Origin of the sequence: Paenochrobactrum gallinarii (assembly GCF_014205685.1) — a bacterium.
GTDB lineage: Bacteria > Pseudomonadota > Alphaproteobacteria > Rhizobiales > Rhizobiaceae > Paenochrobactrum > Paenochrobactrum gallinarii.
In genome coordinates this window covers 1-20,731 of the sequence record NZ_JACIIU010000014.1, presented here as the reverse complement: position 1 = coordinate 20,731, position 20,731 = coordinate 1, and the positions used below count along the sequence as shown (strand labels likewise).

Sequence of the window (20,731 nt, the reverse complement as noted above, 5' to 3'; positions counted from 1 at the left end):
TTCCCCCCTGACTGTCGCAGGTATTATTCCCTTATACGGCTTTGTAACCGTATAAGGGATCAGTATTGAAGTCGGATTATTCAGCAGGTGTTGCGAAAATTGCCGACGTCACATTGGCCTTCGACGGAATATATTTCACATTCTTGGATGAAGCCCATGTTGCTTTCGGGCTGTAGAGCGGCAGAATACCGTAATCACTGATAGTCATCACCATTGCTTTTTGCAGCATAGCTTCGCGTGTCGCATCATCCATGGTTTCGGAGGCTTTGTTGACCAGTGCATCCATTTCCGGATTGGAATAACGACCACGGTTTGACGTGCCGATGCCTTTTTCATGGTCACGGGTGCCTGCGATACCGCGCAATGTATAAGCGGCCTCACCGGTTGAAGTGCCCCATGAATGGATCATATGCGCAAACTGGAAGTCATTGGTTTTCGGAATGAAAACGGCATGTGGCATGGTTTCTATCTCGGTTCGCACACCAATACGTGTCCACATCTGACCAATTGCCTGCGAAGCGCGCACGCGTGATGTGTCATCGTTAGAAGTGGTCAGCACTACACGGAAACCTTCCGGATAGCCTGCTTCTTTCAAAAGCTCTTTGGCCGCAGCCGGATCATAAGGCTCAACCGGAATTTCAGGATTATAGCCGAACAGACCTTCCGGCACGAGCTGACTTGCAGGCAATGCATCACCGGAAAGGCCGCGTTCTACAAGGCTTTTGCGGTCGAGTGCCATAGAAAGCGCTTTACGTACGCGCACATCCAGCATAGGGTTTTTATCCAATGGTTTGCCATTATTGTCGGTCACCTGACCTGCAATTGGTTTTTCATGCTCGACATCCAGCGCCACAAAAACAATACGATTGGTGGCGGTTGACCAAAGCGCGATATTCGGCGCTTTTTCCAGATTGGCGATGTCGCTGGTCGGCACACTGGTGATCAGATCCACGTCACCGGCAAGGAGTGCCGCAATACGTGCAGGATCAGAGCTGATAATGCGCTGTGTTACTTTATCCCAGGCAGGCTTGCCGCCCCAATAATCAGCATAGCTTTCAAATTCATAAATTTCGCCGATGCGCGCATTGGTAAATTTATAAGGGCCGGTGCCGATCATGGCTTTACCGGTGACATAATCTGACGTGGTTTTGTTTTCGCCGTTTTTACGCGAAACAATCTGCACATCGGCCAGATTGATCGGCAGGTTAGGTGCTGCACCTTTGGTGACCACTTCCAATGTATGATCATCAAGCGCTTTATAAGAAACCACATCCGCCAGACGCGCGGTGAACGGGCTTGGGCTGTCAACAATAGTTGGCACACGCTCAAAGGTGAAAATCACATCATCGGCAGTAAATGGTGTGCCGTCGTGGAATTTCACGTTTTTACGCAAGTTAAAATGCCAGATATTGTCTCCCTTATACTCCCAGCTTTCGGCCAGAGCCGGAACAGGGCGCATATTCTCGTCTTTCCAGGTCAGCCCCTCAAAAACCTGACCTGTCATAGAGATGTTGGAGCTGTTGGCATGAAAATGCGGATCAATCGAGGTCGGAGCCGAGCTCATTCCCATCCGCAAATCTGCGGCCCATGCTGATGCTGTCAATGCACAGCAAGCTACTCCCGCCAATGAGACAGCGCGCAAATAGCGTGTTGCCATTGTGGTTTGAAGGCGAATTCCGTGATTTTTTATCATGATTTTTCTTTCGTTCGCTAGATTTCAACCAGTTTAGTCTTGTTTTTGCAGCACCGTACGCAATGCGCGAATGTCCGATAAAGTTTCGATATTCAGCACTGTTTCGATGAATTTATCTGTCTCTTGCTTAAGGAGTGGTGATAATAAATCCTGCGCTTTACGGATAACGTCGTTGCGATCCATGGGGTTCTCCACCACTCCCTTTACCGCGTAAGTGCGGCGGCTGACGGTGCGCCCGTCTGACAAAACTGCCGTGACAATTGCCTGACGGATCGGCAGTGCATCAGCTAGTTCTGCACTAGGAAGCAACGACATTTTATTCTTCATGGCCAGAATGGCCGGATCTTGCAAGCGTGCATAATCATGTGAAGCATGGAAACCAAAACGGCCGTCCACCAGCATCAAAGCAAGGCAGTGTTTACAGTTGATATCCGGCACACCGCGGTCTTCCACGACATCGACCACATGGGACGGGAGTTCGATGGTCAGTTTCTCGATATTGCCCAAATGAACCACTTCATTTTCCATCAAATATTCAAGGGAATCCAGCGCTGATTGAATAGGAGAGCCGACACACCATTTTTTGATATTGGTGAGCATAACTTCAAAACGGGTGCCTAACTCGCCGATCAGAATGTCGCGATCCGGATTGTCCGAATAGGCATCCATGAAATTGCCGCGGCCTTCAATCACATCATCTGTGCCGGAAAAACCATGGGCAATCATTGCAGCTGCACTCACGCCGTTGCGGGCTGGCAGGCCAGCAAAATGAAAGGCTTTTTCCATATGGTCTTTATCACGCATCCAAACGGCAATGCCGCCGGTTTGATGTGCGACATTAGAGAATACATAGGCCATACGCTCTGCATCAATTTTATAAAGCGCACCGGCGGCGGCGGCTGCACCCCATGCGCCACCAATGCTATAGGGGCCATGACCACGCGCATAAATATGGTTTGAACCAAGCGCGATATTCATACGGGCATAGTAATCATAGCCAAGCACAACCGCTTTTAGAAAATCACTGCCACTGGATGCATTGGTTTCAGCCGCAGCCAATGCGGCAGGAACAATGGCGCAGCCCGGATGGCCGATTGCTGCCGGATGGCTGTCATCGGTTTCATTGGCATGTGCCATGATGCCGTTGACAAGAGCTGCATCGGCCGGATGTAAAAAACTGTCAGATGCAACAATGCCCGCGGCTTTGTCAGCTGATTGCGACAAGGTTTTGGAATAGGATAAAGCCATCTCACCCACTGTCAGGCGAGCGCCGGTGATCATGGCGCAGAATGTATCCAAGATATGATATTTGGCTTTTTCTGCGACGTGATCCGGCAATGTGTCGCTCAAAGCATTGGCGGCATAGGCACTCATGCGATTTATATAAAAATGCTCGCGATTTTTATCACTCTGTGTCATTAATTCCGGCTTCATACTATACCTGTTATGCTTCATTGGGTTGGCCTGAGTTTAAGTTTGAAGGCAGAAGCGGAGCAAACGGATTTTTGGAATAGTTATAGTCCGGTTTGGACATCTGGCTTCAGCCGGACGTCGCGGCAGGCATGAGCTGAAGAAAGTATGGGTTTGGATTTAAGTTGGATTGAAGATTTTCTGGCTGTGGTTGAAAGCAAAGGTTTTGCGCGGGCGGCACGCCAACGCAACATTACCCAGTCGGCTTTTTCCAAACGCATCCGTTCGCTTGAAAATCATCTGGGCGGCGAGTTGATCGCCCGCAATCGCCAGCCTTTAGAACTCACCGAATTGGGTGAGCAGTTTCTCAATGATTGTAAGCCGATTATTATCAGTGTACGCCGTGCTGAAGAAAACGCTCGTCAATTATTGGGGCATGACCGCTATTTGCTCAGATTTTCCGGCGCGACAACGCTGGTGCAGTCTTTCTATCCGTCGTGGATCACGCGCAAAAAAACGCTGATGCCGGAAATTGTGCCTAATGTTTTATCATCGCGCACTACGCCTGAAGATGTGCAGGCGCTGGAAAGCGGTGAATATGATTTTTTTCTGACCTATCATTCTTCGGGGCAGGTCTCTTCATTCGATCTGGAGCAATTTGAATATAAAATTCTGGGTCCTGAACAAGTGGTGCCGGTTTGTGTGCCTGTTAAAAATGGCATAAAGCCAAGCATTAATCTTGATGACTTGAAGGGCGTGTTGCCTTATGTGGCGCGGTTGCCGGGGTCTTATATCGGCAACATTGTTGAAAGCCGTATAGCTGAAAATGATTTGCAGGTTTTGAAAACCTGTCAGGGCACCAATGGAGAGAACCTGCTCGGACTGGTGCTGGAAGGTAATGGCATCACATGGATGCCTTATGACCGGATTAAAAATCTGTTGTGTGAGAAAAAACTGGTTCTTGCTGGTGGTGAACGTTGGACAGTATCGATTGAAGTGCGGATTTACAAACGCCTTGGCCGCAGCCGCACAGTGGTAAATAAATTTTGGGCAAGCATTATGGAAAGCGGAAAAGAGTTTCCCACTAAGGTTTAAAGTTTACGTCCGATTTTAGCGAGCAGGATAACCGGTAATATACCGATGGCAACAATGGCTAGGGCAGCGAGTGATGCTTCCTCATAAGTGCCCCGCGCTGCTTCACCATAAAGATGGGTGGCAAAGGTTTCCATATTTAGTGGCCGTAGCAATAAGGTTGCGGGCAGCTCTTTGACGCAATCGACAAAAACCAGCAATGCCGCGGCAGTGAGAGCCGTTTTGGACAGTGGTAAATGTACGCGCCGGAATGTGCTGGTGCTGGTATGACCGAGTGTGCGGGCAGCATGTTCAAAAGAAAGAGGGATACGGTTCAAGCCCGCTTCAATGCCACCGGCTGATATGGCCATGAAGCGGGTAGCATATGCATATAAAAGTGCAGTACCTGAGCCTAGCAACAATAAGCCTGTTGATACACCAAAATAGTATTGCATGTTTTGGTCGATGAAACGATCAAGGCCACCGCTAATGATAAGCACACCAATGGCAATAACAGTGCCTGGAGCAGCATAGCCCATTGTCGACAGCCGGAATATCCATTGCGTGCTTTGGCCGGGACGCAAACGCATGGCATAAGCAATGATCACACCGCAGGTAAGCGTTATGATAGTCGCAGTGCCTGCCAGCAGTATAGTGTTAAGCGCTTCATCATAAAGACGTGGTGATATGCCTGCGAACTGTACCCTCTTCCACGCTTCTATAATAAGATAAGTGGCTGGCGCCATAAATCCAAGCATAACCGGAACTGCACCCAGCAATAAAAATAACCAGCCTTTTAAGCCTTTAACCTGACGTGGTTCGAAGCTTTGGCTGCGCTGTGTACTTAATGTGAAGCGTTGTTTGCGTCGAGCCCAGCGCTCAAATGAAACCAGCAAAACGACGATCAGCAATAATGCTAATGCAATTTGTGCGGCTCCGGGTAAATCAGAGCGGGTAATCCATGTCGTGTAGATTGAAACCGTCAGACTGCGTACCCCAAGAAATTCGGCCGCGCCAATATCGTTTAATGTTTCCATCAACGCCAGACTGACACCCACCGCTACGGCAGGGCGCGCCATGGGTAGTGCGACATGCCAGAAAATGCCACGTCTTGAAACGCCTAAGGTGCGAGCAGCTTCGATCAGATTGGCAGATTGGGTTAAAAACATCGCACGGGTTGGAATGTAAACATAAGGGTAAAGCACAAAGCCTAAGAGCAAAATGCAACCTGTCAGAGAGCGAATATCGGGCAGGCGAAACTCGCGCGGGCTGGAGTAGCCAAGTATCGTGCGGATTGCACTTTGAACCGGGCCTATCGGGTGCAAAATATCCAGATATGAATAAGCAATGATATAGGTTGGCACGGCCAGCGGCAATAAGAGTGCCCATTCAAGCACGCGGCGGCCGGGAAACTGGTAGGCTGTTACAAGCCACGCCGTAGTGGTGCCAAGCATTGCTGCAATAAAACCGACCCCTGTCAATAAGATTAGCGTATCACGTAAAGCGACTGGCAGCGTTGTGGCTAATAAATGCGACCAGAGACCTTCGGAGCCTTGAAATGCTTGCATGAGCAGTGCCAAAATCGGCAGCAGCATCAAGCCGGCAATGAAAAGGCTGATGATCAGCCAAAGGCTGCCTGATCTGAACCGGCGCAGAGGCTGCTTGGATGTCGGGTGCGAAGTGTTAAGCATAAATCTTACGATAAAACATTGGCGCCAAAAGGATATGGCGCCAATGTCTAAAGTATTTTAGTTGTCAAAGCCAACTTTATCGACCAGCTCGCTGGCCTCTTTGCGCTTAGCGACAATTTCTGTCAGTGGTGTCGGGTCAATTTTCAACTCGCCAAAAGAAGCGATGATCGGGTCAATGGTTGCGCCGGCCTTAACCGGATACTCAAAATTGGCTTCCGCATAAATTTTCTGGGCTTCGTCAGAGACGAGATATTCCAATAATTTTACGGCTGCATCTTTATTTTTGGCGTGTTTTGCAACTGCTGCACCGCTGATATTGACCTGCGTGCCGCCATCTTTGAATGTGGGCAGGAGAACGTCAATACCTTCTCCCCATTTAACCTGCTCTTCGCCGCCTTTACCTGAGCGCATCAGTCCGACATAGTAGGAATTGGCAATCGCCAGATCGCAGATACCACCGACAATATCCTTGGCGCCGTCACGGTCGCCACCAGCAGCTTTGCGCGCCAGATTGCCTTTCAGGCCGGTCAGCCATTCTTCAGTTTTTTCAGCGCCGTGGTGCACGATATAATCAGCAAAAAGTGCTGTATTATATGGATGCTGACCGGAGCGGACACAGAGTTTGCCTTTCCATTTCGGATCGGCCAGTTCTTCATAGGTGATTTCTTTCAGGCCAAGCTCTTTCGCGGCATAAACAACACGCGCACGCATGGAAAGGGAGAACCATTGATTGCCCGCATCACGCAATTGCGCAGGGATATTATGAGTGAGAACATCAGATGCAACAGGCTGGGTCAGACCTTTTTCAACGAGGTCAATGAGGTTGCCCGCATCAACGGTCATCAAAATATCGGCAGGTGAGCTTTCGCCTTCAGTTGCAACACGCTCGGCCAGGCCGTCTTTAAGAAAAACTGTATTGACCCCGATACCGGTTGAGCTTTTGAAAGCATCAAGCAAAGGCTGGATGAGACCAGGTTCACGTGTAGTATAAATATTGACTTCCTCAGCAACGGCGCCTGTTGCAAAGAGGGCAGAAAAAGCGAAGGCAAGGCTTGCATATTTATAATGTGTTTTAACCATGGTTTCTTTTATCCGATAACCTTTAGAGGGGACGCGTTGATTGCATCCGGTTAAACTAGAGTGCTACAGTCAGGTTATTATATAAAGTCAATAAAAGGTCAAGTGCGCACAGGATGAATTAGTACTATAGTTTAAATATCAGCGCTCTATCGCGGCTGACTTCGATTTGGGTGGTTTCTGCCTGTGCTGGCAGCCGCGTGGATGTCCGTAGCTTTAGCGGCTCAGATAAAGCGCCGATTTTTAGTGTCAGTTCTTCCATGTCGCCACGAAATACACGGCTTTCGATTTGTGCCGAAATCGCATCGATAGTCGCAGCTTGTGTAAGACATGGGCAAATATCGCATGGTCGCAAATAAACTACTGCCGGACAGTCATCACCAATATAATCGGTAGCAAAACAGCCAAGGGCTGTTTCAACTTCACCGGTTCGCATAGTGCCTTGAACAATATTGTAGTCGCAGAAAAAATCAGCCGTATAGCGGCAGCAAGGTTGGTCATAAAGCTCGCGCGGCGTACCTGTCTGAACGATATGGCCAGCCCGCATCAAGACAATTTTGTCCCCTGTAGAGAGCGCTTCTTCGGCATCATGCGTGACAAATATTACGGTGGTGCCAAGCTTTCGCAGCAGGCTGATCGTATCATGGCGCAGCTGGTCACGCAGCCCGCGATCCAGATTGGAAAATGGCTCATCCATCAAAAGAATATCAGGTTTTGGAGCGAGAGCACGCGCTAAGGCAATGCGCTGTTGTTCACCTCCCGACAACATATGCGGATATTTATCTGCCATATGTGTCAGATTAACCAGTTCCAGCATTTGGCGAGCGCGGTCTCTGGCTTCCGATTTGGCCATTTTGCGCAAGCCAAACATGATATTTTGCTCAATAGTCAAATGTGGAAAGAGAGCATAATCCTGAAAAACCACACCCACTTTGCGGTTTTCCGGCTCGATAAAGCCGCTGTCTCCCGCCACTTGCGTGCCATTAATGCACACGCTACCGCCATCGGGACTATCGACACCGGAGATGATTTTTAAAAGGGTGGTTTTTCCGCAGCCGGAATGGCCAACAAGACATACAACTTCGCCGCGCTGTATCGTCAAAGACAGATCGTTCAGCGCTTGGGTAGTGCCAAATTTTTTATGAAGATGAGAGAGTTCCAATGCCGGCGTCTTGGAGTGATCCGAATTAGTGCTCTGTTCTGTACTCATCATATATTCTGCTGCCTCGTACCTTTTGCGATGGGACTTGGACAGCATATAACATTGGCTCAGGTTGAAAGCCAGATAATCATGATGAATAGCATCATGATTGGAAAAATGCGGATGCTTTTGACATCCGCATTCACATTTTTGTTTTTAAAGGGGTACTTTTACATCAAGGAAAGGAGCATATTGCTGCGCTCCAAAGATATCCGGATCTCCCGGGCTGCCGCTCGGACGCACGCGCGAAATTGTGAATTTGATGGCAAAGGCCGGATCATATTCAACAAAGTCAGTCAGACGTCTTTCCGGCAGACCCAAAATAGCGCAGACCCGCTCCCGAGAAAGCACTCCGGATTTTTTCACCCGATCATATGTTTCCTGTTCACGGAAAATAATATCAAAGGTGATTTTGTCAGTTCCGGCATTTTTACTACGAATTGTTTTCGCAAGTTCTGATAGTTTAGTGGTTGTCATTTTATCTGCACCTAACCTTGAGAAATAACTTCGCTATGGGTCGGAAAGAGTTCAAGCGGATCATCAACGGCCATTGTGTGGTTGAGTGTCCAGACATAACCGGCACTGGCGCGCATCACCTCATCAAGTATGAACGACACGCCACCCGCGGTTCCTTTAACCTCCGGTAAACGTGCATAAAAAAGTTGCCTTGTGCCGGTAATGGTCACCTCTTCGGCCATTTCAGCTGTTGGTGCGATGCCTTGAACGACAATCATCAGCTCATGTGCAGGGTTGTTTTTGTTAGGCTCCATATCACCCATAATGCCATTACGACCAAAGACATTATAGTGGAGTTCCCAGCCTTCATCACCGAAGCGTTCACGTACCTGATTGCGAGCCCATTCGATGACTTTGTCGACATTGGCAATGGTGTAAGGATCGCGAATTCCAGCCATGCCGACATAGCGCTCGCCGATTTTGCCTGAGCCTTCAAGTTTGACTCGAAACTCTTCTGCGGGCACGAATTTCATGCCAGTCACGCGTGTGGTTTTTTCTGAAACCTGTTCATAACGGCACTCAGTCATGTCAAGGAGGCCGCCCGCAACATATTCATGAAACGGATTTGCACGCTCATACATGGCATGGCCTGCAACTGATGCAACTGTGCAGCGTTGTTCTGGGCTCATGGCAGTTACTTCAACATAATCATTGGTGATTTCACCCATGACAGTTTCTTTGGCGCCATAAGGTTCTGCGCAGAAAGACGCACATTCCAGAACTTTACCAAGATAGTAAGACTGGGCTTCAGGATAGCCTTTTGCTAATGCACCAGCGGCGAACAAAGCGCTGTCGGAAGATCTGCCGCCAATAATGACATCGCAGCCTTCATCAAGTAATTTCTTAAACGGATGAATACCTGCCATTGCAACGACACGTTCTGTTGCATCCAGTGTTTTTTCATCGAGATCGGAGCGCTCATCCAGCCCGCGTACAGCAGAGCCATTGCGGATTTTTTGACGGATCAGCTCTTTATCGACTTCGGAATAGAACCAGCCAAGTTTGAAATCTGCCAGTTTGTGTTTTTTGGCTAAATCACGAATGATGCTGACATACATATCCACGCGGCTATTGCTGCCGGTGTCGCCAGCCGAACCGATGATCATGGGTACTTTTTTATCTCGTGCAGCCAGTAACATGATTTCCAGATCATGCTCTTGCCATGCCCGCGGGCTTGCGCATGTATCACTGCCAAGGGGACCCGGGCCAATATCGTCACTGCCTGAATCCGCAGCGATTACATCCGGATTGATTTCCACACCGAGCTTAAAACTGTCCGGTTTCAGTGGCGCAAAACCCAAGTGGCCATTAGGACATATGAATTTCATTGATTGCATGCCAAGTTCTCCAACATTAACGATCTGCCGAATGGCTAATGAGAACCAAGCATTTTCTGTGCCAAATGAATGGAATTGGATTTTTTATTGTCAGGAGTAATCAGATAGAACGATTTAAATGCAATAACTATTTGATATAAAATAATAAATTAAAAGTTTGCCCTATACGGCCTTAGACTTGTGTGTCGGTGAGAGAATACATTATCAATGGAAAATCGAGTGCGGATTTTTGCTGTGCGTGAATTGCGCTAACTGCGTGAAAAACACGCGGTCAGTCCGTTGAGATATTTAATTTGATCATATGGTGTCGCAAAGCGTGACGGCTGATATCCAGGTCTGCTGCAGCCTGACCAATATTGCCTTGAGCTTTTGATAGCGCGCGCTCAATCAGTGATTTTTGAAATTGTTGTGTTGCGATGTGAAAATTGGTTTCTGCATTTTCTGTGTTTACCGCACTGGATTGAGGGATGCTGACATGTCTTGGATTGCGCGCACCGCGGATAATACGGTCAGGTAAATGCTTTAAAAGGATTTCGTTTTCATCTTCGAGAATGAAAATGCGCTCTAAAAGATTTTCCAGTTCCCGTACATTGCCCGGCCATGGGTAATCTCTAAAAATTTGTGCAACTTCGGCGGAAATTCCGGTAATATTGCGCTTGTAGCGTTCATTTAATTGTTTGAGAAAATGCTGTGTCAGGATCAGGACATCGTGATCACGTTCCCGCAAGGGGGGAATATTGATCGCAATTACCTGAAGGCGATAATAGAGATCTTCACGAAAGCGCCCTCCATCCACTTCGGCTAGTAGTATTTTATTGGTTGCGGTGATGAAGCGTACATCGACATCAATGGGTTGTACGGCTCCCACACGACGAAAGCGCTGTGTATCCAAAAGGCTTAACAATTTTGCTTGCAGGACAAGATCCATTTCCCGAATTTCATCAAGGAATATTGAGCCTTGATTGGCTGTTTCGACAAGGCCGGTTTTCTTCGCTGTGGCACCGGTAAACGCGCCGCGCTCATAACCAAAAAGCTCTGATTCAAGTAAATTATCCGGAATGGCCGCACAATTAACGTCAACAAATTCATGTGCAGCGCGCGACGATTGCTGATGTAGCATCCGTGCCACCAGCCCCTTACCGGTTCCGGTTTCGCCGTAAATGAGAACTGTCCGTGTGGGGCTTTTGGCAACGCGCGTTATCAGGCGGCGTGTGGCTTCAATTGAGTGATGTTCACCAATGAGCTGTCCTTGATAACTGGCCACGCCGCTGCCCTTTGCTTCCATTGTGTCAGCGCTCCCTTACAGTCAAATGTTTTTGTGAATGACCATTAAGAGCATAGTGATACCATGGACTTATACATGGATTGGGGCCACTGAAATATAGCTCACGTCGTTTCACATCATAAATCGCTGAGGATATGGTTAAAGATCCGTGCCCCTCGGGGTGCTGGCAAAGCGAGCCATAAATTTCTGTGTCTTTATGAGACTTCATCAAGGCAATTGCTTGTTCTATTGACCAGTCACCATCCGGTATGCGGTTTTTTAAAACTGCAAAGCGCTCAAGCGAGCTTTTGGAGATAGAATCTCCGTCAGTCGGGTAAGTTTGCTGATGCAGTTTTTCACTGATGAAATGATTACTCCGCCAGGCCCGTGGAGCAGTTTCAATGCTGATATGGCGATGCCCGAGTTCAACAGCGGCAACAGTGCCGTTTATATCAGCCATAACCAAAGTACCACCACCGGCATGAGTACGAGTTCGTATGAAAGTAATGGCTTCGTCAACTGTGTGGCATTGTGCCAGCAGGCGCGTCATCAAAAAATAGCGCAACCAGCCGATGCCGTGGTCACGGCTACCGACTTGTGTGTCGACTAAAGCCAGTCCTGAGGCATTCATGCCGCTGGAGTAGGCGCCCGGACTGCCAAGGCTTCCGATGCATAGAACAGAGCCCGTTTTGATATCATCGCCTTGATGTGAAAAGACGCGCTGGATTGCAGTATGCGATCCGGCAAAATCACGGTTTTTGACAACCAAAGGGCCTTGAGCACTGTTATTGACCGCCCATGCGCTGCAACCGTCCTGATCAATGCCTCCGCATCTTTTATGATCCCTGAGGACAGCCAGATGAAGATGCTCAAAAAGCAGGTTTTCTTCCAGTCCGAAACCTTGCGCGATACCTTTTAATTCTTTCAAAGATTGCGGATCGTGCATTTTGGCAAATTGCCGTTGAGCTTGCAGGTAGACTTCGCCCGCACTATCCAGCAAGCCTTCTGCGCGTGCCTGATGCACACGTTGCAATGTTGCATCGCGCACAGCTTGAACAGTATTGGGATTACGTTTTTGCTGTTGTAAACCACGTTCAAATGCCGAGCCTGAAAGGCTGACTGGGTCACGCTGCTGAAACAAGGTTTTTATCCTCCAAGTGACAAGCGGTTTGGTGATTGGGTGCTACATTAACACTTTGAGGTGCAATTTTGCTGCATACAGGCATGGCAAAAGGGCAGCGTGTATGAAATTTACAGCCCGATGGCGGATTGAGCGGTGAAGGTAAATCGCCGGATAGTCGAATGCGTTGCTTGCGCTCAGGATTGTCGATATCCGGCACTGCCGATAAAAGGCTTTTGGTATAAGGATGGCGCGGATTGGATAAGACACTTTCGGTGTCGCCCATTTCAACGATTTCACCTAAATACATCACGGCCACTCGGTCGCTTAAGTAACCGATGACCGAAATATCATGCGAAATGAACAGATAAGTCAGATCACGTTGTTTTTTCATTTCATTCAGCAACTGAATGATTTGTGCCTGAATAGAAACATCGAGTGCTGACACAGGCTCGTCGCAGACAACGAATTGCGGGTTTAAAATCAGTGCGCGCGCTATGCCGATACGCTGACGTTGCCCGCCAGAGAACTGATGTGCATAGCGATCAAGATGTGCCGCTTTAAGCCCCACGCTTTCGATTATTTCCACCACTTTGTCGCGCATTTCAGATTTTGTTTTTACAAGGCCGTGGATTTGCAGGGAAAGCCCGACGATTTCTGCAATGGTGCGGCGCGGATTAAGTGAGGCATAGGGGTCTTGGAAAACGATTTGCAAATGTTGGCGCATGGCCTTCATTTGCGTGGTATCAAGCGCGGTAATATCTGTGCCTTGAAAATTGATTTCACCACTTGTCGGCTCATGCAGCCGTAAAATTGTGCGCCCGAGTGTGGATTTACCGCAGCCGCTTTCTCCGATGAGCCCTAGAGTTTCCCCTTTGCGAATGTCAAAAGAGACCGAGTTGAGGGCTTGGATTTGAACCGGTTTTCTTTTGGTTAGCGTGTCTAATAATGTTGGTTGGCCGCCATAATGTTTGACGAGATTTTTTACAGTAAGCAAAGGCGCAGATGTTGATGTCATGATTGCTTCTCCCCGGCTAAAATACAGCGCACTTCACGGCCGGGTGTCATGCTTCGTATGTCTATAATTTGCTGGCAATCTGCTATGCGCTGCGTACAACGTGAATAAAACCTGCATTGCGGCGGCAGATTGATCAGATCAGGGACTTGCCCCTGAATGGGCTGGATAGACTGGCCGCGCATGGAAAGCTTTGGCAATGAGGCAAGCAAACCTTGCGTATAAGGATGTTGCGGGTTGCGGATAAGTTCTCTGGTTGGGCCTGTTTCGATGATTTGCCCTGCATACATCACCACTACGCGGTCACAATGCTCGGAAACTACGCCCAGATCATGCGTAATGAGAACAACACTCATGCCGAGTTGCGCGCGAATATCGGCAATGAGTTCCAGAACCTGAGCCTGAATGGTGACATCAAGTGCTGTGGTTGGTTCATCGGCAATCAGCAGTTTCGGGCGGCAGGACAGCGCAATTGCGATCATAAGCCTTTGCCGCATGCCACCGGAAAACTCATGCGGATATTGCTTTAAGCGTTTTTCAGGCGATGCAATGCCCACCAATTGCAGCATTTCGATGCTGCGCTCACGCACAGCTTGCCTGCGGCGGAAGTAACCGCCGGGCAGGGTGTCATCATGGGCGATGATGGTTTCTGCAATCTGCTCACCAACGGTCAGTGATGGATTGAGAGCAGTGAGTGCATCCTGCATAGTCATTGCGATGTCGCGGCCACGCAAATTGCGTAACTCGTTTAAAGAAAGCTGCCTCAGATCACGGCCTTCAAAATGGATGTTGCCATTTTCTATGATGCCTGGTGATCGGATCAGACCCATTACAGAGCTGAATGTTACACTTTTACCGGAGCCAGACTCGCCAACAACGCCTAAGCATTCACCCGGTTTTACGTCAAAAGAAACACCATCAACGGCACAGACTGCACCGGCGCGAGTGTGGAAAACAGTACGGAGATCACGCACTTTCAATAAAGCTTCATCATTCTTCATTCGTGGAACCTCGGATCAAAGGCATCCCGCAAACCCTGGCTTGCGACATTGATTGCTAAAACAAGAACGAGAATTGTGAGCCCCGGAAAGGTGCTGACCCACCATGATTCAAGAATGAAGGCACGGCCATCTGCAACCATAGCGCCCCATGAGGCAGTTGGCGGTTGCACGCCAAGGCCGAGAAAACTCAGGCTTGCTTCCAGAATAATGACATGCGCCACTCTGATGGTCGAAACCACAATGACTGGTGACAGGATATTGGGCAGAATTTCGCGAAACATGATATGAGCTGGTGAAGCGCCTAAAGCACGCGCTGCTTCGACATATTCTTGCTCCCGCGCGGCAAGTGTTTCACCGCGAACGATACGGCATGGAATCACCCATTCCTTATAAGCAAGTGCCATGATGATGTTGATGAGGCCGGGGCCCATCATCGCCATCAGGCCGATGGCAAAAATAAGATAAGGAAAGCCCAGCAAAATATCGACAAGACGGGAAATGATGACGTCCGTCCAGCCGCGTAAGTAGCCAGCTGCAAGACCGGCGATTAAACCGATGGCAGTGGCAACTAAAATAACGGCGGTGCCGATAAAAATGGAGATGCGCGAGCCGTAAATCAGTCGTGACAGGATATCACGTCCTAGTGCGTCACAGCCAAGCAAATATGCCCAGTCGCCATCCGGATACCATGCGGGTGGTTGCAGGCGGCGGAACAAGTCTGTTTCGTTTGGATCATGTGGTGCAATCAACGGTGCAAAGATAGCTGCCAGCACAAAAAGAAGCACAAGAATAATGCATGAGAATGCCAGCCTGTTTTGCATAAAAATTTTGATATTTTGAGCAAAGCGGCTTTCTTTGCGTGAAGTGACGGCACTTGTATCTGTGATAATGTCTGTCATAGCTTCACCTTCGGGTTAAAGAAGGTGTAGAGAAGGTCTGCCAGAAAATTGAGCAGGACATAGGTTGTCGCATAAAAAAGCACAGCCGCCTGTACAAGCGGGTAATTGCGTACAAAAATGCTTTCCACGACCAGTCTTCCCAGACCCGGCCAGCCGAAGACTGTCTCAACAATCATATTGCCGCCCAGCAATGAGCCTGTTTCGATGGCTGCAACAGAAATTGTCGGGATCAGAGCATTTTTGAGTGCGTGGCGGTAAAGAATGCGGTGGCGTTTTAAACCTTTTGCATCAGCAAAGGTGATGTAGTCGGAGCGCATGACTTCAAGCATGGATGTGCGGGTCACCCGCATGAGAATGGCACTCATGGGCAGTCCTAATGTGAGTGCTGGCAGGATAATGTGCTTGAGAGCATCCCAGAATGCATCAGGGCGGCCGCGTAGTAAGGTATCAATCAGCAGAAAATGCGTAATGGGTGCGACTTCACTACTATAGCCTAAGCGCCCTGATACAGGCAGCCAGTTCAGTTGCACGGCAAATAGCATCAATAGCAAAATACCAAACCAGAAGCCTGGCATGGAGACACCAAGAAGTGAGCCGATAGTGGCAATGCGATCAAAGAATGTATTCTTCTTAACCGCTGCCAATACGCCCAAGGGAATTGATGTGATGATTGCTATAATCAACGCAATGAGTGTCAGTTCGATGGTTGCTGGAAGTCGCTCGGCAATCACATCAAAGACCGGACGGCGATGATAAAAGCTGGTGCCGAAATCCCCGGTCACAACATTGCCGACAAAGGTTACGAAGCGTTGATATATCGGTTGGTCAAGGCCGAGATCGCTTCGCAGCAAGGCTTCTTGTTCGGGTGTGACATTCTGATCGCCGATCATAATGGTTACCGGATCACCGGGTGTGAGTGCCATCATTAAAAAAACGATGACACTAACACCTAGCAAAACGGGGATGAGCTGTAAAAACCGCTCAAACACTTTGCTTAATTGCATTAAGCGACTCCCATTTTTATTATTGTTTTTATTTTTAGTTATAGCCTCAATTTATGCAGGCATCATGCAAGTGAATACGGCTGTCGGCGCTTGGTTTCCAGCCGCTGAGACGCTTGGAAACCCCATAGATATCTTGCGGCACCCATAGATAAATATAAGGCAGCTCTTTGTTGACGATTGTTTCGGCTTCTTTGTAAAGGCTGGCGCGTTTTTCAGTATCTGCTTCGACACCTGCAGCATCTAATAATTGGTCGACCTGCGGATTGGCGTAGCCGGCGGAGTTGCCGCGATCATTGGTACGATGGGTGGGTACGAAAATATCATAAGGATCGAGCGAGCCGTTGCCCCATGAGGTCAACCACAGATCGCCGCTTTTAGGCTTTCCTTGCGTTCGCCATTTGCTGACCAATTGGCTGGCTTCACCCGTTACCACAGAAATGCGCACGCCTGCCTTGCTCATAACTGCGCCTATCGCTTCTGCTGTATCTTTATATGCGCCTTCAGTTTCTAGCGTTAGCTCAATTCCGTCAGGATAGCCTGCCTCTGCAAGCAGCGATTTTGCTTTTTCAGGATTGTAATCATAGGTGATGAGATCTGGATTATAGGCGAAAGCATCCGGGCTCAAAATACCATTAATGAGCGCAGCCGTTCCGTTAAATAATTTGTCGACGATCAGTTTTTTATCGACCGCATAAGCCAGCGCCTGACGCACTTTGACATCTTTTAACGCGGAGCCTTCATTATTCATTGCGATGAAGAAACTTCGTGTGCCATTGACGGTCATGACATCGGTATTAGGGTTATTTTTAATTTGTGAAACAGAAAATGCTGGCAGTTCGGTAATAATATCCACATCGCCAGCCAATAGTGCGGCAACGCGGGAAGCATTTTCAGGGATGACTTTGAATATTGCACGCTCTACGCAGGCTTTGCCCACCGGCGGAACGTCAGGAGAGCCGCCGTAATAATCTTCAAACCGCTCCATAATGACAGAGTCACCTTTGCGCCATTCGACGAGCTTGAATGAGCCGGTGCCATTCACTTGAGTGGCAAGAGCTTCATCGCCATGCGCTTTGACAAAGGCTTCCGAAACAATTTGTTGGTTAGGCAGCATAGCCGGCAAAATCGGCCAGGGTTCACTTAAATGTATGCGAATAATATTGTTTTCGAGTTCTTCAACTTTTTCGACAGGGCCAAGCAGGCTTTTGCGCGGGCTGGTTTGTCCGTTCATCGCTCCGTCAACTGTTAGCCGGTCTAGTGTGAACTTGATGTCACCTGCGGTCATGGTTGAGCCATCATGAAATTTGACACCGCTGCGGATGACAAAGTCATAAACAGTCGGAGAAACCTGACTATAAGATTCGATGAGTTCCGGTACGACTTTCATGTCGCCATCACGGGTGACAAGTCCGTCATACATATTACGGATGATTGTTTCGGTGTCACGGTTTCTGTGATTGGCCGGGTCTAAAGTTAGCGGGTCATTTGCAAAGCCGATGCGGATCTCACTTGCCATCGCGGTGTTGAGCGAGCAGGTGAATGCAAGTGCTGAAGCGAATGCGATTGTTTTTAAGCGCATCATTCCATCTCCCTTTTTGTCGAGCAGGGTGACATTATTTGTCTTTTTTCCCTTGAAACTGATCGAGCAATAATCATGCCAAACTATTTCTCACAAAGATTAAATAATTAACATAGCTTTTTCAAAGCTTTAACTTTTGGAGGTTTTTGATATGCTCTGTTGCGGGGGTGTATTGAGTGAAATACACGCGCTTTGCGTTTTTTTAACGCCAGCATGAAGTAGGGGGGGGGCGTGAATTTTATTCATGGGCAGTTGAGGCTGTGCTGACAGGACTTGATTTTAGCTTGATTGAGGGGATAGATAAAAATACAGCAAGAATCGTGCCATTTTTAGGTGTTGCATGGATTTTTATTCGTTTTCGTCGCTGTGATGTTGTCGGGAGTCTTTATGAAGGCAGGTGCAGGGCTTTATACCAGCCAGCAACAAACGCAAATTCTTGCACCACAGATGATCCAATCGGTGCAGGTGTTGCAGTGCGGCTATGATGAGCTTCGGTCTTATATTCTCGATCAGGTGGAGAGAAATCCGGTTTTGGATTTAGCGACGCCAAAGCTTCAGTCATCACAAAATACCTATGCGCCTTTTATGCGAAAAGGCACTTTGTCTGGCTCTGGTGATCTTCGTGCAATTGAAGAAACCCACAGCGCTTCAGTTAGCCTCTATGATTATTTGCACCAGCAGGTGATGGCGAGTTTTAAAGAGCCGCGTGATCAGGCTATTGCTACCAAGATTGTTTATGCGCTTGAACCAGATGGTTATTTGCGCCAGCTTGCCGATGAAATTATTGAACAGTGCCAAATAACATCGGAAGATTTTGAGCGTATTTTGAGCCGTATTCAAAACTTTGAGCCTTCAGGTGTCGGCGCGCGCGATTTGACTGAATGTTTGAAAATTCAACTGTTAGCGAAAAATCGGTTGAGCCAACCGATGATGGTTCTGCTGAAAAATCTGCCATTGTTGGCTGGTAATCATCTACCCAAACTAGCTAAGCTTTGTGGCGTTTCCCCTGATGAAATAATGGGCATGATGCGCGAAATTCGGGCGCTGGTGCCAAAGCCTGGTGACTGTTTTGAGTCGGAACCATCTATTCGTGTGGTCGCGGATGTTTTGATCTCTGTTGATGAAGCGCATAATATAAAGATTGAATTGAACCCGCAGGCATTGCCGCGTGTATTGGTTGACCGCGCTTATGCGAGCAAAATATCCGTTGCCAAACTAGGAAATGATGAAAAGCAATTTATTATAGATTGTTTGCAGTCGGCACATTGGCTGGTGAAAAGTCTGGATCAGCGTGCGCAAACAATTTTGAAAGTTGCAACATATATTGCCAGCTATCAGCGTGCTTTCCTTATTGCGGAAAACGGCCATTTACGGCCACTGACAATGCGTCAAGTGGCTGAAGCCTTGGACATGCATGAATCTACGATTTCGCGTACTGTTTCGCATAAATATATTATGACCAATCGTGGTTTGTTTGAGATGAAATATTTCTTTTCGAAAGCCATTGCTGGCGTGACGGGAGAAGAAGATTTGTCAGCAAAAACCATTCAGCAGAAAATCAAGCAATTGATTGATGGTGAAAGTGCAAACGGTATTTTGTCGGATGATAGTATCGCCGCAAAATTACAAGCTGAAGGCATAGAAATTGCACGGCGCACTGTCGCTAAATATCGCGACCTGATGAAGATTGGTTCCTCTGCGGAACGTCGCTGGCAAAAACGACAGATGGGCTAGTCGAGCGATGAAACTCTGACCTGCACTCCATTTTTACTTAGCATTTGCGATTTCCAATGAAAGACCGGATCACTATCGGCTTCAGTTCAAAGCATGCATGCTGCACAAAAGTGACAAGCAATGACACAAGTTCAATCTGTGCAAATTGCTTGCCACTGAAGTTGCCCTGTTTATCTGGATAGGCTTAGGGTCTAGCTAAAATAAACCGTAAGAGCTGTTTTGTCGCCACATTTTGTTTGATTTTCTGATCTGTTATTATGAGGCTTTGAATGGACAGAACGGAGTTTCTACATGGAGCCTCGATTAGAGTTTCTCACAACCGATCAGAGTAAGCGCTGCAAGCCTAGCCAGTGTTAAAGGCACTCTGGACTTGCCCCGCTTTAGTGAAAAGACTTTCACTCAGCGAATGCGTTGTTGGCTACGAATGCTATTGGCGACTTATATCCGAGCGCTGAATGCTGCCTGATTGAATTCGAGACACCACCAATGTATCGGCCAAGGGCTTTTACCGCATCGGCTCGCTTTTGTAAGCTCGTGTGACCTGCTCCCTTAAAATCGGACCATTTTCAGCTGGAATTTTCCATTTATAATGCCCTTTACGGGAGAAGGAGAATTTCATGAAAGCGGGTAAGTTTTCCGACGCACAAATTGCATTTGTTTTGAAGCAGGCCGAGGATGGTACACCGATTGGCGAAGTCTGCCGAAAGGCAGGTATTGCTGAATCAACCTTTTACGGCTGGCGTAAACGCTTTGCCGGACTGATGCCCTCAGAGGTCAAGCGGCTTCGTCAGCTGGAGGAGGAAAATGCCAAGCTTAAACGGCTTGTCGCCGACCTCAGCCTGGATAAAGCGATGTTGCAGGACGTTTTATCAAAAAAGCTCTGAAGCCTGCACGTCGCCGTGCGCTTATTGATGAAGTTCAGCGTATCTGGAAGGTCTCAATCCGTAAGGCTTGTTCTGCGTTACGGATAGAACGCTCTCTTTACACCTATAAGCGCAAGCGTGGCGAGCAGGCAGCTTTAAGTCTTCGGATTAAGGAGATTTGTGAGAGCCGTGTGCGCTATGGCTATCGTCGCGTCCATGTCTTGTTGAGGCGTGAAGGCTGGGAGATCAATATGAA

Annotated in this window: 16 protein-coding genes and 1 pseudogene; 3 read left to right on the top strand and 14 right to left on the bottom strand. The window is 48.2% G+C overall.

The genetic code is table 11. The features are described 5' to 3' along the window. Window positions 1–76: 76 nt before the first annotated feature. On the bottom strand, window positions 77–1,693 hold the full coding sequence (locus FHS77_RS12235) for an ABC transporter substrate-binding protein (RefSeq protein WP_184223775.1): 1,617 nt from the start codon (window positions 1,691–1,693) through the stop codon (window positions 77–79). A 33-nt stretch (window positions 1,694–1,726) separates the two neighbouring features. After that, on the bottom strand, window positions 1,727–3,112 hold the full coding sequence (locus FHS77_RS12230; RefSeq protein ID WP_184223773.1) for an MmgE/PrpD family protein: 1,386 nt from the start codon (window positions 3,110–3,112) through the stop codon (window positions 1,727–1,729). A 159-nt stretch (window positions 3,113–3,271) separates the two neighbouring features. Between FHS77_RS12230 and FHS77_RS12225 the strand changes: the two genes are divergently transcribed. Then, window positions 3,272–4,198, top strand: coding sequence for a LysR family transcriptional regulator (locus tag FHS77_RS12225; protein ID WP_184223771.1), 927 nt, complete (start codon window positions 3,272–3,274; stop codon window positions 4,196–4,198). On the opposite strand, the gene FHS77_RS12220 is transcribed toward FHS77_RS12225, so the two are convergent. The 12 genes from FHS77_RS12220 to FHS77_RS12165 form a co-directional block, all read right to left on the bottom strand. Beyond that, the gene (locus FHS77_RS12220) at window positions 4,195–5,865 is read right to left on the bottom strand and encodes an ABC transporter permease (RefSeq protein WP_184223769.1); all 1,671 of its coding nucleotides are present in this window, start codon (window positions 5,863–5,865) and stop codon (window positions 4,195–4,197) included. The two genes, FHS77_RS12225 and FHS77_RS12220, sit on opposite strands and share 4 nt — an antisense overlap. 57 nt (window positions 5,866–5,922) lie before the next feature. Then, window positions 5,923–6,945, bottom strand: a complete 1,023-nt coding sequence (locus tag FHS77_RS12215; RefSeq protein WP_184223767.1) for a Fe(3+) ABC transporter substrate-binding protein — start codon at window positions 6,943–6,945, stop codon at window positions 5,923–5,925. A 124-nt stretch (window positions 6,946–7,069) separates the two neighbouring features. Further along, a complete protein-coding gene (locus FHS77_RS12210; RefSeq protein ID WP_246431318.1) occupies window positions 7,070–8,155 on the bottom strand; it encodes an ABC transporter ATP-binding protein in 1,086 nt (361 codons plus the stop codon). A 144-nt stretch (window positions 8,156–8,299) separates the two neighbouring features. Continuing rightward, complete coding sequence (locus FHS77_RS12205; protein ID WP_184223765.1) at window positions 8,300–8,620, bottom strand: DUF4387 domain-containing protein; 321 nt, start codon at window positions 8,618–8,620, stop codon at window positions 8,300–8,302. A gap of 11 nt (window positions 8,621–8,631) precedes the next feature. Beyond that, on the bottom strand, window positions 8,632–9,996 hold the full coding sequence (locus tag FHS77_RS12200) for an acyclic terpene utilization AtuA family protein (RefSeq protein ID WP_184223763.1): 1,365 nt from the start codon (window positions 9,994–9,996) through the stop codon (window positions 8,632–8,634). A gap of 271 nt (window positions 9,997–10,267) precedes the next feature. Continuing rightward, window positions 10,268–11,281, bottom strand: coding sequence for a sigma-54 interaction domain-containing protein (locus tag FHS77_RS12195; RefSeq protein WP_184223761.1), 1,014 nt, complete (start codon window positions 11,279–11,281; stop codon window positions 10,268–10,270). Between the two features lie 4 nt (window positions 11,282–11,285). Further along, window positions 11,286–12,401: a C45 family autoproteolytic acyltransferase/hydrolase gene (locus FHS77_RS12190; protein WP_184223759.1), complete on the bottom strand. Its 1,116-nt coding sequence runs from the start codon at window positions 12,399–12,401 to the stop codon at window positions 11,286–11,288. Beyond that, on the bottom strand, window positions 12,385–13,398 hold the full coding sequence (locus FHS77_RS12185; protein ID WP_184223757.1) for an ABC transporter ATP-binding protein: 1,014 nt from the start codon (window positions 13,396–13,398) through the stop codon (window positions 12,385–12,387). Before FHS77_RS12185 ends, FHS77_RS12190 begins: the two co-directional genes overlap by 17 nt. Continuing rightward, window positions 13,395–14,396 (bottom strand): ABC transporter ATP-binding protein, encoded by a 1,002-nt coding sequence (locus FHS77_RS12180; protein ID WP_184223755.1) that lies wholly within the window; start codon window positions 14,394–14,396, stop codon window positions 13,395–13,397. The genes FHS77_RS12185 and FHS77_RS12180 overlap by 4 nt, the downstream gene beginning before the upstream one ends. Beyond that, window positions 14,393–15,295 (bottom strand): ABC transporter permease, encoded by a 903-nt coding sequence (locus FHS77_RS12175; RefSeq protein WP_184223753.1) that lies wholly within the window; start codon window positions 15,293–15,295, stop codon window positions 14,393–14,395. The genes FHS77_RS12180 and FHS77_RS12175 overlap by 4 nt, the downstream gene beginning before the upstream one ends. Beyond that, window positions 15,292–16,299 carry an ABC transporter permease gene (locus tag FHS77_RS12170; RefSeq protein WP_184223751.1) on the bottom strand — a complete coding sequence of 336 codons (1,008 nt, stop codon included), beginning with the start codon at window positions 16,297–16,299 and terminating at the stop codon, window positions 15,292–15,294. Before FHS77_RS12170 ends, FHS77_RS12175 begins: the two co-directional genes overlap by 4 nt. A 46-nt stretch (window positions 16,300–16,345) precedes the next feature. Further along, on the bottom strand, window positions 16,346–17,881 hold the full coding sequence (locus FHS77_RS12165; protein ID WP_184223749.1) for an ABC transporter substrate-binding protein: 1,536 nt from the start codon (window positions 17,879–17,881) through the stop codon (window positions 16,346–16,348). Between the two features lie 384 nt (window positions 17,882–18,265). Between FHS77_RS12165 and rpoN the strand changes: the two genes are divergently transcribed. Next, complete coding sequence (gene rpoN, locus FHS77_RS12160) at window positions 18,266–19,612, top strand: RNA polymerase factor sigma-54 (RefSeq protein ID WP_184223747.1); 1,347 nt, start codon at window positions 18,266–18,268, stop codon at window positions 19,610–19,612. A gap of 617 nt (window positions 19,613–20,229) precedes the next feature. Then, a pseudogene (locus FHS77_RS16245) lies at window positions 20,230–20,731 on the top strand (transposase); the annotation flags it as partial.

Bases quoted from the DNA above. Each gene is read 5' to 3' on its own strand.
- FHS77_RS12235 (WP_184223775.1), bottom strand. From the start codon at position 1,693: ATGATAAAAAATCACGGAATTCGCCTTCAAACCACAATGGCAACACGC.
- FHS77_RS12230 (WP_184223773.1), bottom strand. From the start codon at position 3,112: ATGACACAGAGTGATAAAAATCGCGAGCATTTTTATATAAATCGCATG.
- FHS77_RS12225 (WP_184223771.1), top strand. From the start codon at position 3,272: ATGGGTTTGGATTTAAGTTGGATTGAAGATTTTCTGGCTGTGGTTGAA.
- FHS77_RS12220 (WP_184223769.1), bottom strand. From the start codon at position 5,865: ATGCTTAACACTTCGCACCCGACATCCAAGCAGCCTCTGCGCCGGTTC.
- FHS77_RS12215 (WP_184223767.1), bottom strand. From the start codon at position 6,945: ATGGTTAAAACACATTATAAATATGCAAGCCTTGCCTTCGCTTTTTCT.
- FHS77_RS12210 (WP_246431318.1), bottom strand. From the start codon at position 8,155: ATGATGAGTACAGAACAGAGCACTAATTCGGATCACTCCAAGACGCCG.
- FHS77_RS12205 (WP_184223765.1), bottom strand. From the start codon at position 8,620: ATGACAACCACTAAACTATCAGAACTTGCGAAAACAATTCGTAGTAAA.
- FHS77_RS12200 (WP_184223763.1), bottom strand. From the start codon at position 9,996: ATGCAATCAATGAAATTCATATGTCCTAATGGCCACTTGGGTTTTGCG.
- FHS77_RS12195 (WP_184223761.1), bottom strand. From the start codon at position 11,281: ATGGAAGCAAAGGGCAGCGGCGTGGCCAGTTATCAAGGACAGCTCATT.
- FHS77_RS12185 (WP_184223757.1), bottom strand. From the start codon at position 13,398: ATGACATCAACATCTGCGCCTTTGCTTACTGTAAAAAATCTCGTCAAA.
- FHS77_RS12180 (WP_184223755.1), bottom strand. From the start codon at position 14,396: ATGAAGAATGATGAAGCTTTATTGAAAGTGCGTGATCTCCGTACTGTT.
- FHS77_RS12175 (WP_184223753.1), bottom strand. From the start codon at position 15,295: ATGACAGACATTATCACAGATACAAGTGCCGTCACTTCACGCAAAGAA.
- FHS77_RS12170 (WP_184223751.1), bottom strand. From the start codon at position 16,299: ATGCAATTAAGCAAAGTGTTTGAGCGGTTTTTACAGCTCATCCCCGTT.
- FHS77_RS12165 (WP_184223749.1), bottom strand. From the start codon at position 17,881: ATGATGCGCTTAAAAACAATCGCATTCGCTTCAGCACTTGCATTCACC.
- rpoN (WP_184223747.1), top strand. From the start codon at position 18,266: ATGAAGGCAGGTGCAGGGCTTTATACCAGCCAGCAACAAACGCAAATT.